Source organism: Amycolatopsis sp. NPDC001319 (assembly GCF_042896185.1).
Classification (GTDB): domain Bacteria; phylum Actinomycetota; class Actinomycetes; order Mycobacteriales; family Pseudonocardiaceae; genus Amycolatopsis.
On sequence record NZ_JBIAWY010000010.1, the window covers coordinates 349,079 to 363,945 of the forward strand.

General features: G+C 72.7%; 12 protein-coding genes. 6 read left to right on the top strand and 6 right to left on the bottom strand.

Annotation, left to right across the window (positions count from 1 at the left end; all coding sequences use genetic code 11):
• Positions 1-26: 26 nt before the first annotated feature.
• The 4 genes from ACFY1H_RS34960 to ACFY1H_RS34975 all read left to right on the top strand — a co-directional run bounded on the left by ACFY1H_RS34960 (position 27) and on the right by ACFY1H_RS34975 (position 5,463).
• A complete protein-coding gene (locus ACFY1H_RS34960) occupies positions 27-911 on the top strand; it encodes a ribokinase (RefSeq protein WP_366578265.1) in 885 nt (294 codons plus the stop codon).
• Positions 908-2,869 (top strand): SUMF1/EgtB/PvdO family nonheme iron enzyme, encoded by a 1,962-nt coding sequence (locus tag ACFY1H_RS34965; RefSeq protein ID WP_386953604.1) that lies wholly within the window; start codon positions 908-910, stop codon positions 2,867-2,869. The genes ACFY1H_RS34960 and ACFY1H_RS34965 overlap by 4 nt, the downstream gene beginning before the upstream one ends.
• Positions 2,866-4,074: a CoA transferase gene (locus ACFY1H_RS34970; RefSeq protein ID WP_366578269.1), complete on the top strand. Its 1,209-nt coding sequence runs from the start codon at positions 2,866-2,868 to the stop codon at positions 4,072-4,074. Before ACFY1H_RS34965 ends, ACFY1H_RS34970 begins: the two co-directional genes overlap by 4 nt.
• Before the next feature lie 552 nt (positions 4,075-4,626).
• Complete coding sequence (locus ACFY1H_RS34975; protein WP_386953607.1) at positions 4,627-5,463, top strand: HpcH/HpaI aldolase/citrate lyase family protein; 837 nt, start codon at positions 4,627-4,629, stop codon at positions 5,461-5,463.
• On the opposite strand, the gene ACFY1H_RS34980 is transcribed toward ACFY1H_RS34975, so the two are convergent.
• Positions 5,460-6,830 carry an MFS transporter gene (locus ACFY1H_RS34980; protein WP_366578274.1) on the bottom strand — a complete coding sequence of 457 codons (1,371 nt, stop codon included), beginning with the start codon at positions 6,828-6,830 and terminating at the stop codon, positions 5,460-5,462. The genes ACFY1H_RS34975 and ACFY1H_RS34980 overlap by 4 nt on opposite strands.
• 252 nt (positions 6,831-7,082) lie before the next feature.
• Between ACFY1H_RS34980 and ACFY1H_RS34985 the strand changes: the two genes are divergently transcribed.
• Positions 7,083-7,313, top strand: a complete 231-nt coding sequence (locus ACFY1H_RS34985; RefSeq protein ID WP_220239402.1) for a hypothetical protein — start codon at positions 7,083-7,085, stop codon at positions 7,311-7,313.
• Here the strand turns inward: ACFY1H_RS34985 and ACFY1H_RS34990 are convergent.
• The 3 genes from ACFY1H_RS34990 to ACFY1H_RS35000 form a co-directional block, all read right to left on the bottom strand.
• The gene (locus ACFY1H_RS34990) at positions 7,310-7,720 is read right to left on the bottom strand and encodes a DUF6010 family protein (RefSeq protein ID WP_386953610.1); all 411 of its coding nucleotides are present in this window, start codon (positions 7,718-7,720) and stop codon (positions 7,310-7,312) included. The genes ACFY1H_RS34985 and ACFY1H_RS34990 overlap by 4 nt on opposite strands.
• A 1,188-nt stretch (positions 7,721-8,908) precedes the next feature.
• On the bottom strand, positions 8,909-9,076 hold the full coding sequence (locus ACFY1H_RS34995) for a hypothetical protein (protein ID WP_386953613.1): 168 nt from the start codon (positions 9,074-9,076) through the stop codon (positions 8,909-8,911).
• A gap of 47 nt (positions 9,077-9,123) precedes the next feature.
• Positions 9,124-11,094: a Na+/H+ antiporter NhaA gene (locus ACFY1H_RS35000; RefSeq protein ID WP_386953616.1), complete on the bottom strand. Its 1,971-nt coding sequence runs from the start codon at positions 11,092-11,094 to the stop codon at positions 9,124-9,126.
• A gap of 100 nt (positions 11,095-11,194) precedes the next feature.
• Between ACFY1H_RS35000 and ACFY1H_RS35005 the strand changes: the two genes are divergently transcribed.
• Positions 11,195-11,695 carry a CGNR zinc finger domain-containing protein gene (locus ACFY1H_RS35005; protein WP_366578280.1) on the top strand — a complete coding sequence of 167 codons (501 nt, stop codon included), beginning with the start codon at positions 11,195-11,197 and terminating at the stop codon, positions 11,693-11,695.
• Between the two features lie 34 nt (positions 11,696-11,729).
• Here ACFY1H_RS35005 and ACFY1H_RS35010 read toward each other — a convergent pair whose 3' ends face one another.
• Positions 11,730-14,063 carry an FtsX-like permease family protein gene (locus tag ACFY1H_RS35010; protein WP_386953619.1) on the bottom strand — a complete coding sequence of 778 codons (2,334 nt, stop codon included), beginning with the start codon at positions 14,061-14,063 and terminating at the stop codon, positions 11,730-11,732.
• A complete protein-coding gene (locus ACFY1H_RS35015) occupies positions 14,060-14,767 on the bottom strand; it encodes an ABC transporter ATP-binding protein (RefSeq protein WP_386953622.1) in 708 nt (235 codons plus the stop codon). The genes ACFY1H_RS35010 and ACFY1H_RS35015 overlap by 4 nt, the downstream gene beginning before the upstream one ends.
• Positions 14,768-14,867: the final 100 nt, after the last annotated feature.

Genomic DNA, 14,867 nt, shown 5'->3' on the forward strand with positions numbered 1-14,867 from the left:
TCCGTCGGTGGCAGGGAGCGTGTGTCGTGAGCGGGAGTGTCGTGGTGGTCGGGTCGGCGAACGTGGACCTGGTCGTCGACGCGCCGCGGCCGCCGCGGGCGGGGGAGACGGTCCTCGGCGGGCGGCTGCGGCGCAGCCCCGGCGGCAAGGGCGCGAACCAGGCTGCGGCTGCCGCCCTGGCCGGGGGAGCGCACACGACGTTCGTGGGCGCGCTCGGCGAGGACGAGGCCGGGGACCTGATCCTGCTGTCGCTGGGTGGCGCCGGTGTGCGGACCGACCTCGTCGCGCGGACGAAAGCGGCCACGGGCACGGCGTTCATCACCGTGTCGCCGGACGGCGAGAACGCGATCGTCGTGGCGCCGGGTGCGAACGAGCGCGTGCGGATCGGCGAGGTGGAGGCCGCGCGGATCGCGGTGGCCGACGTGGTGCTGGCGCAGCTGGAGATCCCGCTCGCGGTGGTGCGCGCCGCCGCGGCCGTGCGCAAGCCGGGTGCGCTGTTCGTGCTCAATGCCGCGCCGTCGCGGGAGCTGCCGGCCGATGTCTGGGCCGCGGTCGACGTGCTGGTGGTCAACGAGCACGAAGCCGCCGACCTCGGCGGCCGCGAAACTCTGCTCGGCCGCGTGCCCGCCGTCGTGGTGACGCTCGGCGGCGACGGCTGCCTCGTGGCCGAACGCGGCCGGGAACCTGTTACCGTCCCCGGAATCCGGGTGACCACTGTGGACACGACCGGCGCCGGTGACACGTTCTGCGGGGTGCTCGCCGCGGGTCTCGCGCAAGGCCGATCGCTGGCCGAAGCCGCGCGGCTCGCGTGCGTGGCCGGGGCGCTGGCCGTCACGCGGCCCGGCGCGCAGGCCGCCGTTCCCACTGCCGAAGAGGTCGCGGCTTTCGCGGCCGGAGAAAAGGTGCGATGACCGCCCCGTTCGACCCCCTCGTGCCGCGTCCGATCGACCGGCCGGCGGAGGTCCCGCTGACCCCGCTCACCGACGAGCAGCTCGTCGCCCTCGACGAGGCCAAGATCTTCGCCGCGCCCGCGGACCCGGCCGACCGGCCGGCGTGGCGGGAGAACCTGCGGCGCTGGCGCGAGGATTCCCGCCGTCGCCACGACTACACCGGCGAGGCCTACGAACGCCCCGGCGCCGCGTGGGCCGCGCGCTGCCACACCGTGGCGCAGGTCTGGCTGTGGGACGAGCTGTTGTACTCCTTCGCCGAGCACAAGTTCACGCCCGAGGTGTTCCTCGCCGACGCCCGCGAACGCTTCGGCGGCCTCGACGCCGTCGTGCTCTGGCACGCCTATCCCGTGATCGGCCTCGACGACCGCAACCAGTGGGACTACTACCGCGACGTTCCCGGCCTGGCGGAGCTCGTCAAGGCCCTGCACGACGCCGGCCTGCACGTGTTCGTGGACTACAACCCGTGGGACGTCGGCACCCGCCGGGGCGCCGACGACCTCACCGAGCTGGCCGCCCTCGTCGCCGACTTCGAGGCCGACGGCGTTTTCCTCGACACGCTCAAGAAAGCCGAACCGGGCTTCGTCGAACGGCTCGAAGCCGCGCGTCCCGGGATCGTGCTGGAGGGCGAGTCGAAGCTGCCGGTCGAGCGCATCGCCGACCACACGGCGTCGTGGGCCCAGTTCTTCGCCGACTCGCCCGTGCCCGGCGTGCTGCGCGCCCACTGGTACGAGCGGCGCCACATGCAGCACCACGTGCGCCGCTGGCACCGCGACCACTCCGAGGAGCTGCAGTCGGCGTGGCTCAACGGCGTCGGCGTGATGGTGTGGGAGGTCGTGTTCGGCGTGTGGGTCGGCTGGTCGGCCCGCGACGCCGCGACCGTGCGGCGCATGGTGACCGTGCAGCGCGCGGCCGGCGACCTGCTGCTGGGCGGTGAGTGGACCCCGCTCGCCGAGCTGACGCCCGAAGCCGACAGCGCCGGCGTCTACGCGTCCGGCTGGGAGCTCGACGGCGTGACACTGTGGACACTCGTCAACCGCGGCGAGACGGACTACACCGGTGACGTTCTGCCCGCCGGGCCCGGCAAGGTCCTCGATCTGCTGGGTGGGGTGCCCGCCCGTGGCATCGGCGCGGTGCTGCACCTCGCCGACGGCACTCCCGAACCCGCGTGGTTGCCGGAGCTGCTCGATGCGCTGAAGTCGGCGCCCCACAATGCCCATTCGCGGTTCCCGCACCGGATCGCCGAACGGCTGAGTCCACAAAGGACCACTGGCCGACCTGACGTTGATGTCGTGACGGTGCCGGCCGGCCCGTATGTGCTGACCGTCCGCTACCAGGCCCGCGAAACCGGGATGTACCAGGGCGCACCCTACGTCGACGAATGGAAGCCGCTCCCGCCGCGGCTGCACGACGCCCGGACCCTCCAGCGCGAGGGCTCGCTCACGACTTCCGTCGCGGTGGCAAGCACCGAGGTCACCAACGCTCAGTTCGCCGAGTTCCTCACCGCCACCGGCTACCGGCCCGCCTACGCGCACCGGTTTCTCGCCCACTGGATCGACGGTGTGCCGGGGAATCCGGACGAGCCCGTGACCTATGTGGACCTCGACGACGCCCGCGCCTACTGCGCGTGGCGCGGCGGCCGGCTGCCCACCGAGGACGAGTGGCAGCTGGCGGGGGAGACCGGCGGCCTGCGCCGGGGCGAGCCCGCCGTGTGGAACTGGACCGAGAGCGAGCACTCCGACGGGCGGACCCGCTTCGTGATGCTCAAGGGCGGCAGCGACTACCGGGCCGAGGGATCCGAGTGGTACGTGGCGGGCGGCCGCCACGCGCCGGACGTCAGCGCGAAGCTCCTGCTGCCCGGCCTGGGCCTGGCGCGCGCCGCGACGGTCGGCTTCCGCTGCGCTTGGGAGGTGACGGCATGACGACGTCGCGGGATTCCGCCGGCGGCGCGCTCGCCGGGTTGCGGGTGGTGGACGCGTCCACGCTGTTCGCCGGGCCGATGGCCGCGATGCACCTGGGTGACATGGGCGCCGAGGTGATCAAGGTCGAGCACCCGAGCCGCCCCGACCCGTCGCGCACGCACGGCGTCGCCAAAGACGGGGTCAACCTGTGGTGGAAAACGCTCGGGCGCAACAAGCGCACCGTCACCGCGGACCTCGGCAGTGAAGGCGGGCGGGAGGTGTTCCTGGCGCTGGCCGCCCAGGCCGACGTGGTGATCGAGAACTTCCGCCCCGGCACCCTCGAACGCTGGCACCTCGGCTACGACGAGCTTTCGGCCCGCAACCCGCGGCTGGTGCTCGCGCGCGTGACCGGGTTCGGGCAGTTCGGCCCGTACCGCTCGCGGCCCGGCTTCGGCACGCTCGCCGAGGCGATGAGCGGGTTCGCCGCCACGACGGGCGAGCCGGACGGCCCGCCGACGCTCCCGCCCTTCGGCCTCGCCGACGGCGTCGCGTCCCTGGCCACGGCCTACGCGATCATGGTCGCGCTTTCGGCCCGCGCCACCAGCGGACGCGGGCAGGTCGTGGACACCGCGATCATCGAGCCGATCCTCGCCATGCTCGGCCCGCAGATCACGCGGTGGGACCAGCTTCGGACCGTGCAGCCGCGCACGGGCAACCGGTCCATCAACAACGCCCCGCGCAACACCTACCGCACCGCCGACGGCCAGTGGGTCGCCGTGTCCACCTCGGCGCAGTCGGTGGCCGAGCGCGTGGTGCGGCTCGTCGGGCGCCCCGACCTCGCCGACCAGCCGTGGTTCGCCCGCGGCGCCGACCGCGCCCAGCACGCCGACGAACTCGACGAAGCCGTCGGCGGCTGGATCGCCCAGCGCAGCCGCGCCGAGGTCGTCGCCGCCTTCGAGGAGGCCCAAGCCGCGGTCGCCCCCATCTACGACGCCGCCGACATCGTCGCCGACCCCCAGTTCCAGGCCCTCGGCACCATCCACGAGATCGACGACCCCGAACTCGGCCCCCTCCTCATGCAGGGCCCCCTCTTCCGCCTCTCCGCCAACGACGGCGTCATCGGCTTCACCGGCCGCCCCCACGGCGCCGACACCGACACCGTCCTGGAGGAACTGGGCTTCTCGGCGGAACGCATCGCCGAACTCCACGAAGGGGGCGAGGTATGAGCGCGATGCTTCCGCAGGCTTTTCCCGACGCCCGGGCCGAGGTGCCCGCGCGCGGGGCTGTGGCGGGCGATTGTGGCGCTGCGGCTCGCGGCCCTGCGCGAAGGGGGAGCGGTATGACCGCGACGCCGGCGTTGACGTTCCTCGCCGCGCCGCCCGACCGGCCCGAGCGAGTGAAGAAGGCGGCGTCTTCGACGACGTCGAAGACGCCGCAGTTGCGGCGCACAACGACACGGCGCGCGAACCGCGCGGCCGGCCCCGGCGCGGAGTGCAAGGAGAGCGGTATGTGCACAACCCCGACCCGCGCATTGGCCGCCCGGTCCGACCTCGGCGCGGCGGCACTGGGTTCGGTGAGTTCGAGGCACCCGTCGCGCCTACGCCCGCGGGCGCGACGGGCGAACGCAGTGCGGCCGCTCGCGGACCCGAGCCAAGGGGGTACGGCATGAGCCCGACGGAAGCCTTTCCCGACGCCCGGGCCGACCTGCCCGCATCTGGGGCCGTGGTGCGCGCGAATGTGGCGCTGCGGCTCGCGGTCGTGAGCGAAGGAGAAGCGGTATGAGCACCATCCCGCCGTTGACCTTCCTCTACGCCCCCGCCGATCGGCCCGAGCGGGTGGAGAAGGCGCTCGCGTCGGAGGCCGACGTGGTGCTGGTGGATCTGGAGGACGCCGTGGCGCCGGCGCGCAAGGAGGAGGCGCGTGGGAACGTCGTGCGGATGCTGGCGGACCTGCCGGAGGGGCGCCGGGTGCAGGTGCGCGTGAACCATCCCAGCACGCCGTGGCACGAGGTGGACGTCAAGGCGGTGGCGGGGCTGCCGGTGGCGGTCGGCGTGCGGATGCCGAAGGTGGAGGCGGCCGAGGAGGTGCTGGCGCTCGCCGCGGCGCTGCCGGGGCGCGCATTGCACCCGTTGATCGAGTCGGCGCTGGGGGTGGAGCGGGCGTTGCAGATCGCGACCGCGTCGCCGCAGGTGGCGTCGATCGGGCTGGGCGAGGCGGATCTGCGGTCGGACCTGGGGGTGGACGACGAAGCCGGGCTGACGTGGGCGCGCAGCCGCGTGATCGTGGCGGCGCGGGCTGCGCGGCTGGCGCCGCCGGCGATGTCGGCCTACACCAACGTGCGCGATCTCGACGGGCTGGCGGCGTCGTGCCGGGCCGGGCGGGCGCTCGGGTTCCGCGGGCGGACGGCGATCCACCCGGCCCAGCTCGCGACGATCCGCGCCGCGTTCCTGCCGAGCGCGGAGGAGGTGGCGCGGGCCAGCGAGGTCGTCGCGCGCGTCGCCGACGCCACGGCGGCCGGGGTCGGGGCGATCGCCCTGGCCGACGGGACGTTCCTCGACGTGGCGATGGTCGAGCGGGCGCGCACTGTGCTGGCGCTGGCGGACCCGACGCGTTAGCCCGCCGTCGCCGGACGCGGGTCGGCTTGCGGAACCGGGACCTCCGCGGGCCGGCTCACGCGGCTCAGCACTGCGACCGTGCCGCTGGCGAGCAGGAACACCGCCGCCATCACCAGGAACACCACCCGCGCACCGGCGCCCGCGCCGAGAGCGGCCCCGACGAGCAGAGGCCCCACGATGCCGCCGGCCCGCCCGATGCCGAGCGCCCAGCCGACCCCCGTCGAACGGATCCGCGGCGGGTACAGCACCGCGGCGAGCGCGATCACGCTCATCTGCCCACCGGTCACGCACGTGCCGGCGAGGAAGGCGGCCACGAGCAGCAGCCCGCTCGAACCGGTGAGCGCGAAACCCAGCACGGCGATGAGGGCCGAGCCGATCAGGTACACGGTGCCGAGCGTGGCGAACGCGCCGCGCTTGTCCATCGCCGGGCCGATGACCAGCGCCGCGACGATGCCGCCGACGGTGACGAGGGCAGTGGCCGTGACCGCCGTCGACGTCGGGTGGCCGAGGCGGAGCAGCACCGTCGGCAGCCAGCTGAGCACGGCGTAGAACACGCCGAGGTTTAGCGCGAACGCGAGCCACAGCAACAGGGTGGCCGCGAGACGGTTGCGGCCCAGGACGTCGCGCCGGGTGGCTTTCCCGGCTGCCGGCTCGTCGAGGACGAACGTGGCGCGCGGGTCGAGGTCGGGGGCCAGGCGGCGCAGCGTCGCGTGCAGTTCGGCGTGCTCACCGCGCTGGAGCAGGTGGACCGGGGAACGGGGCAGCCAGACCGCGAGCACGACCGACACCGCCAGCGGCAGGACCCCGCCGAGGACGAAGATCGAGCGCCAGCCCCAGGCCGGGATGAGGACGCCGGAGAGCAGGCTCGCCGCGACGAAACCCAGCGCCAGCCAGCAGTAACTGAACATCACGAACGTCGAACGCCGGCGGGCGGGGGCGAACTCGCTGGCGAGCGCGACCGCACTCGGGATCGCCCCGCCGAGCCCCACCCCGGTGAAGAAGCGGAACACGATCAGCTGCGTCTCGTTCGTCGCGAACACGCACAGCAACGTGAAGACGCCGAACAGCGCGACCGACAGCGCGATCAGCCGGCGGTGCTCGATCCGCGCCGCCAGCGGTGCCAGCAGCAGGTACCCCACCATCAGCCCGACGATCGACGCCGAGAACAGCGGCCCCAGCGCCGCGACCGGCAGGTGCCACTCCTTCGCCACGACGGGGGCGACGAAGCTGATCGCCTGCGTGTCGAGACCGTCGAGGAACATGACCGAGCCGGTCAGCGCGAGCAGCAGCACGTGGAACCGGCCGACCCTCCGATCGCCGATGACCGTCTCGAGCCGCGCGGCGGCGGGCGGAACTCCTGCGGACATGGTCGTCTCCCTTTCCGGCGGAGGTGTCCGGTTCGTGTGACCGGTTCGGGGAAACGTAAACGGGAGATAAGTTACAGTCAATAGTCGTAACTAAAGTGATCTGGCGGAGTTTTTGCAGGTGCGGGCGCTACTCGCCCGTAGGACGTTCCCGGCAAGATCGTCGGAGGTCGGGGGAGTGCCGCGACCACGAACACGTCGGCAGGCCGTCCGACGTGGCCTATTCTGGACGAGGGAGATCCACGAGGAGGGGCCATGACCGACGAAGAGCTCGTCGTCGAGTTCGCGCTGCGGCGCCTGGACAACCCCGACCTCGAGCTGGAGGAGATCGCGGCGCTGGTCGTCCGGCGGCTGGGGCCCGAGCGCATGCTGGAGTTCGCGTCGCAGAACCTCGCCACGCGCGGCGAGCTGCGCGCGGCCATCTTCCCGTCGGCCGTCGAGCACGTGCTCCGCGTCGTGCTCACCCTGCGTGGCCGCAGCGACTAGCCGCCCACCGCGGCCGGAGCCTTCCGGCGCAGCCACGCCCACGGACTGCGCCCACCCGTGAACGCCCACAGCGCGATCACCGGATCCGTCAGCGCGCACCCGAACGACGAGTCCGCCGCGAACGGCAGGATCGGCGCCCCCTTGAGGTGGTGGACGACGTCCCACGCCGTGTGCAGCAGCCACCCGATCCCGATGAACGTCCACGAGTCCAGCCCACGGAAGGCGACCAGCGTCATCACCGCGCAGAACGCCAGCTCCCACACGCCCAGCCCGCCGCCGGAGAGGTAGGCCGCCCCCGCGCCGGCGACCATGAGCGCGTTGAACCTCCGCCGATGCGGCTCGCGAATCAGGGACGAGAGCAGCACGTACACCAGGCCGATCACGATCGGCAGCAGCACTTCGGTCATGGCCGTCACGCTAGGAACCACGGGGCGCGCCGACCACTGGCCTGGGTGCCAGACAGCAGCGGATTCCCGCCAACCGGCGGGATTCCGTTGCCGTGCGACGGGCTCAGTGTGACTTCGGCGCTTGGTTGCCGATGCCTGGGGGCACATCGGCAACCGAGCGCCGTGGCGGGTTATGGAGATGCTTGGACTGAGTCCGAGGGCTGGGCTGCGTGCGCCCGCTGCCGGCCTGGGTGCCAGCCAGCAGTGGGATCTCGCCAACCGGCGGGAATCCGCTGCCGTGCAACGAGCCCGGTGTGACTTCGGTGTCGCGTGCCTGCGGCGGGGCCAATTGGCAACCGAGCGTCGTGGCGGGTGGCGTAGGTGCATGGGCTGAGTCCGAGGGCTGGGCTGCGTGCGCCCGCTGCCGGCCTGGGTGCCAGACAGCGGCGGGCTGCCAACCGGTCGGATTCCGTTGCCGTGCGATGGGCTCAGCGCGTTTTCGGTGCCGTGTGCGGCGCCGGGGCAGAACGGCAACCGAGTGCCTCGCCGGGTGACGTAGATGCTCAGGCTGAGGCCGAAGGCTGGGTGTGTGTGCCCACTGCCAGTCTGGGTGCCAGACGGCAGCGGATTCCTGCCAGCCGAGGGGATTCCGGTGCCGTGCAACGGGATCGGCGCGTTTTCGGTGCCGTGTGTCGGCGTCGGGGTCAGAACAACGACTGAGCGTCGTGGCGGGTTATGGAGGTGCTCGGGCTGAGTCCGAGGGCTGGGCTGAGTGCGCCCACTGTCGGCCTGGGTGCCAGCCAGCAGTGGGATCTCGCCAACCGGCGGGATTCCGTTGCTGTGCAGTGGGCTCAGTGCGACTTCGGTGTCGCGTGCCGGCGGCGGGGCCAGATCGGCAACCGAGCGTCGTGGCGGGTCACGTAGGTGCATGGGCTGAGGCCGAGGGCGGGGTTGAGCGCGCCGACTACTGGCCGGGTGCCAGACAGCAGCGGATTCCCGTCAGCCGAGGGGATTCCGCTGCGGTCCGTCGGGCTCAGCGTGACTTCGGTGCCGGCGCCGAGGCCAGATCGGCAACCGGGCGCCCTGGCGGGTGATGCAGATGCTTGGGCTGAGTCCGAAGGGCTGGGCTGAGCGCGCCGACTGCCGGTCTGGGTGCCAGACGGCAGCGGATTCCCGCCAATCGACGGGAATCCGCTGCCGTCAAGCGGCTCATCGCGTTTTCGGTGTCGCGTGCCGGCGGCGGGGCCAGATCGGTAACCGGGCGCCGTGGCGGGTGATGTAGATGCCCGGGACGAGGCCCACGGCGGGGCTCAGGGCGCCCGTGGTGTCGATCTCGGCGGGGGTGGTGGTGTTGGTGGTGGTGGTGTGAGCGGACATGACTTCCTCCGGGTGTCGCGAGTGGACAGGTCTCTTGTGGACGGTGCTCAGGCTGCGGCGGGAACGATGGCCGCCGCGGGGGCGAAGGCGGTCACGCGGCTGCGGGCGCCGGTGATCACGGTGGTCAGGGTCGCGAGGTCCTGCGGGCCGTCGTGGCGCTGGTCGTTGACGAAGAACGTCGGCGTCCCCGCGACCCCGCTGAGGTCGGCCGACTCGACGTCGCGCTCGACGTGGCCGGCGAACCGGCGGCGCAGCAGGTCGTCGCGGAAGCGATCGACGTCGAGGCCCAGCTGCTCGGCGTAGCCGACGAGGGCGTCGAAGTGCAGGTCGGTCTGGTTGCCCAGCAACAGGTCGTGCATCGGCCAGAACGCGCCCTGCGCGCCCGCCGCCTCGGCGGCCTCGGCCGCCAGCTGCGCGTGGGGGTGGATGTCGTGCAGCGGCAGGTGGCGCCACACGTAGCGAATGTCGCTGTTCTCGGCCAGCAGTTCGCGCGCGGTCGGTGCCGCCATGCCGGTCCACGGGCACTCGAAGTCGCCGTACTCGACCACGGTCACCGCCGCGTCCTCCGGCCCGCGCACGTGGTCGCGGCTCAGGTCCACCGGAGCGACGAGGTCGGTCAGCACGGGCGCGTCGCCGAGCAGCGCGCGGGTCCGCACCTCCTCCGGCAGCGCGGCCGTGACCTTCTGCACGAGGAAGGTCAGCAGCGCCGCGCCCGCCGCGGCTGCGAGGACGCCGAGCTTCGCCTCTTCCAGTTCTCGCCCGGTGAAGGCGAGGTCGGCGATCAGCAGCGACACGGTGAACCCGACCCCCGCCATCGCGCCGCCGCTCAGCACCCCGGCCCAGCCGACCTGCGGCTGCAGCGCCCCGCCGGTCAGCCGGGTCAGCAGCCACGAGGAGCCGAACACCGCGACCGGCTTGCCCAGCACGTAGGCGAGGAAGATCCCGACGGTGATCGGCGCGGTCACCGCGCTCCCCAGCACCTCGGTGTTCACGGTGATGCCGGCGTTGGCCAGCGCGAACAGCGGGACGACGACGTAGCTCGTCGCGCGGTGGAAGGCGTGGCGCAGCCGGGCGTTGGCCGACAGCGTGGCGCTCAGCCGCTTGCTCGCCGAGCTGGCCGTCTCCGCGGTGGGCTGCTCGCGGAACAGGCGCACCAGCTGGGTCGCTTCCTCCAGCGAGTCGCGCTTCGGCACGTACGCCGACGTCGCGAGCCCCACTGCCAGGCCGGCCACGACCGGGTCGATCCCGCTGGTCAGCAGCGCGCCCCACACCGTCAGCGCCAGCGCGGTGAACACCGGCTTGCGGTAGCGGTAGTCGAGCCGGCGGCTCGCCAGCACCCCGGCGTACGCGGCGGCGGCGATCCCGACGGCCATCAGGTCCACGTGCCCGCTGTACGCCAGCGCGATGACCACCAGCGCCACGATGTCGTCCACCACGAACACGGTGAGCACGAACGTGCGGATCCGCTCGGGCGCACCCCGCCCGACCACGGTGAACACGCCCAGCGCCAGCGCCGTGTCGGTCGACATCGCCGCGCCCCAGCCGGGCCCGCCGCCGTTGAGCGCCAGGTAGATCAGCACCGGCACCGCCATGCCGGCCAGCCCGGCGACGGCGGGCAGGATCAGGCGGCGGCGTTCGCGCAGGTCGCCGAGGTCGAACTCACGCCGCGCCTCCAGCCCCACCACCAGGAAGAACAGCGTCATCAGGCCGCTGTTGACCCAGTCGCGCACCGGCAGCGCGGCGCTCAGCGGCCCGACCCGCACGCTCAGCACCCAGTTCCACACGGTGTCGTACGCGCCCGGCGCCAGGTTCGCCCAGGCCAGCGCCACCACGATCGCCGCGACGAGGATCCCGGCGCTGCCGGACTCGGTCCGCAGGAACGTCCGCAGCGGGCTCGACGACGGCCCGGACATCGACATCCGGCCCATCGGCATCCCGGACCCGGACATCTCGGACTGACCCATCTCCGACATCGACATGGCTTCGCTGGTCCTCGGGTGCATCGGCGTCACGTTCATTTCTAACCCTTAAAGTCGCTGCTGGTAGTTAGAACTCAAACATGGTAGAACTAACCTGTCAAGAGGGAATTTGAGGGTTAGGTCAATGGAGGGAAGAGCGATGGAGCCAGACGAGACACTGGTCCTCGACCTGCTGAACACCACGGCACTCGTCGACGGCACACCGCACGACGACCTCGCCGACTCGGCAGACGCCCTGCGCTGGCTCTCCGCCCACGGCCAGCCGGCGACGGAAGCGGAGTGGCGCACGCTGCTCGACCTGCGCGCGACCCTGCAGGACGTGGTGCGCGGCGACGCGGAACCGTCGTCGGTCGGGCGTTTCGTCGAAGGCGTCGGCTACCTCGCGACCCTCGGCGCCGACGGCATCGGCTGGACCCTCGACGCCCCCGCGGGCCACACCGCGGCCGCACGCGCGGTCCTCACCTGGGACGGCCTGCGCGAATCCGGCCGCCTGCGCCCCTGCGCCAACCCGGAGTGCCGCCTGTTCCTCATCGACCACAGCAAGGCCAACACCGCCCGCTGGTGCTCGATGGCCACGTGCGGCAACCGCCTCAAGGCGCGCCGGCACTACCGCCGCGCCCAGCAGTCCGAAGTGGACTGAAGCGGGCCCGCCACGACAGGCCCGCTCCAGCACTTCATTCGTTGTGCAGCACCGCCGCGATCGGCAGCCGAGCCGCGCGTCCGGCGGGGATGAGCGCACCCAGCACGGCGATCACGACCCCGGCCAGCCCCAGCGCGACGAGCATCGGCGCGCGGTAGACGTCGATCACGAACCCGAACACGTCCGACTGGGCCGCCCGCAGCATGGCCGGCCCGACCAGCCGGTGCACGAAGAAACCGAGCGGGAGCCCGAGCAGGCCGCCGGCCACACCCAGGACGCCCACCGAGGTGATCATCATGACCGTCACCTGGCGCGGGGTCATCCCGATCGCCTTGAGCATCCCCAGGTCGCGGCGGCGTTCGTGCGCGTTGAGCACCACGGTGTTGAACACCCCCAGTGCCGAGACGATCGCGAGCACCAGCGTCAGGACCGACGCGCTGCCGACCAGGAGCACGGCCTGCGAAGACGTGCCGTCACGCGGGGGAGCGGCCTCCAGCCCGGGGTCGAGGGCCTGCACCGCGCTCACGAGCGTTTCGCGGCCGGCGCCGGGAGCCAGCTGCACGTCGTAGGTCTCCGCGCGGGTGCCCGGCGCGAGGACGTCGAGGGTCGACCAGTCGGCGTAGATCGCCTGGTCGTTGTTGGTCAGCGTGACCCCGACGAGCGTGAGCTGCGTGCGATTTCCGCCCAGCTCCACCGTGATCGTGTCGCCGAGGGCGAGCCCGCGCTGGTTGAGGAACCGGGACGGCGCGGCGGCCTCCCCGGCGCGCGCCGGCCATCGGCCGTCGAGGATCTCCGGCCCCAGCGCCGCCGAGTCCCCGCGCGAGAAGATGACCGACGGGTTCTCCTGGCTGCCGAGCAGGTGCACGGTGCGCTCGGCCGAGGCGGCGACGCGGGTGGAACCGGGGAGCGAACGCAGCATCGCTTCGTCGGCGGAGTCGCTGAGCGCCGGCGCCGGACGCGGACCGGGCAGCCCGGCCGGAATGGTGAGCCCGTCGGGCAGGCCGGCGAGGAACTCGACGCGGTCGGGGTGCGCGGGCCGCATCGCGTTGTTGTACGCGTTCACCGACAGCGTGACGCCGATCGACAGTGTCACCGTCATGACGCCGAGCACGATCGCCGCCAGCGTCAGCGCGCTGCGCGCCGGGCGGGCGAACGGCACACCGAGACCGAGGCTGACCGACCGCGGCAGCCGGGTGCCCGCGAGCCACCGCTGGACGGTGAACGCGCGCCCGAACCGCGGTCCGCTGCCCGCGCTGATCGCCGCGGTCGCCGGCAGCCGGCGGGCCCGCAGCGCGGAAACCAGCGCGGCCAGCACGACGACCAGCGGCAAGCCCACCAGCGCGACGACGTCGACCCACGCGTCGATCCCGACACCGCCCGCGCCGAACGCGCTGAACGCGTCCGTGAGCACAGGTTTGGCGACGAGATTGCCGCCGATCGTCCCGACCACGCAGCCGAGGGCGGCGGGGACGAGCACCATCAGCAGGTACACGCCCATCACCTGATTCGGTGTGAAGCCGAGCGACTTGAGCACCCCGATGTCGCGGAACCCGGACACCACCGCGCCGCTCACCACGTTGGCGACGATCAGCACGGCCACCGCGAGCCCGAGGATCCCGAACGGGACCAGGAACGGCACGTACGGGCCGACGTCGGAGTTGAGCCGTTCCTCGACGGTCAGGTAGGACTGCTCGCCCAGCACCGACTTCGCCGGCAACCCGGCCGTCACCGAGGTCAGGCCCGCGTCGACCTCCGCTGCCGTGGCGGCGTGGGCGAAGCGGTAGAGCATCTGCGCCGTGGTGGGCCGCAGCGCCGTCAGCTGGGCCGGCGTCACCCACGCGTCGGCGGAGGCGCTCACCGAATACGCGAACCCGACGACGGTGAGCACGGGCTTGCCCGGGATCTCGATCCGCGAACCGACGGGAACCAGGTCGCCGGAGCCGCGCGGGAAGTTCAGCACGATCTCCCCGGGCGCCGTCGCCCACCGGCCCGCCCACACGTCCAGCCGGTCGACGGCGCCCCCGGGGTCCGCGCGCCCGACCGTGGTCAGGCTGCCCGCCCGCGCCGCGACGCTCTTCGCCGTGTCCAGCGTGACCTGCCCGAACGGCCCGGCCGCCGCTTCGACGCCGGGCCGCGCGGAGGTGGTGGCGAGCCGCTCGCCCGCCACTCGCGTGGTGTCGTAGGCGACGACGAGGTGCGCGCCGTTCTGCTCCGCGTGCGCTCGCTGGAACGGCCCTGACGCCGACACCAGCAGCCCGAGCGCGAGCACGATCGTGCCCGTCGACACGGCGACCACGACGCCGATGACGGCCGTCTGCACCCGCCGGCGCCGGACCGCGGCGCGCGCCACCCGCCACACGGCGCTCACGAGGTGCGCTCCAGACCCGAGGTCGCGGCGATCCGGCCGTCGACGACGTGGACCACGCGGGTGGCGCACTGCTTCGCGAGCCGCTCGTCGTGCGTGACGAGCAGCAGCGTCTGCCCGATCTGGTTGAGGTCGAGCAGCAGGTCCATCACCTGCTCGCCGGAGCGGCTGTCCAGCGCGCCGGTGGGCTCGTCGGCCAGCAGCAGGGCGGGCCGGTTCATCAGCGCCCGGGCGACGGCCACGCGCTGGCGTTCGCCGCCGCTGAGCTGCGCGGGGTGGATGTTGCGGCGCCCGGCGATCCCGAGCTCGTCGAGCAGCTCCAGCGCGCGGGCGCGGGCTTGCGCGGCCGAAGTTCCGGTCAGCTGCGCGGCGAGGGCGACGTTGTCGAGCGCCGGGAGGTCGTCGAGCAGGTTGAAGAACTGGAAGATCATGCCGATGCGCCGGCGGCGGAACAGCGCGAGCCCCGTCTCGCTGAGCTTGCCGAGGTCTTCGCCGTTGACGACGACTGAGCCGGACGTCGGGCGGTCCAGCCCGGCCACCATGTTCAGCAGCGTCGACTTGCCGCTGCCCGACGGTCCCATCACCGCGACCGCCTCACCGGCGCGGATTCCCAGCGAGACCCCGTCCAGGGCCACGGAATCGCTGTACTCCTTGCGCACGGCGGTCAGCTGCACCACCGCGTTCGCGCTGCTCTCGTCACTGGTCACAGCACGCAATCCTGAAGCAGCTTCGCCGCCGGGGCATCCGTCCGGGGAGGTAACCGCCGGCCGCCGTCATCCTGGGGATGTAGGCGCCGGGTTGATGCGG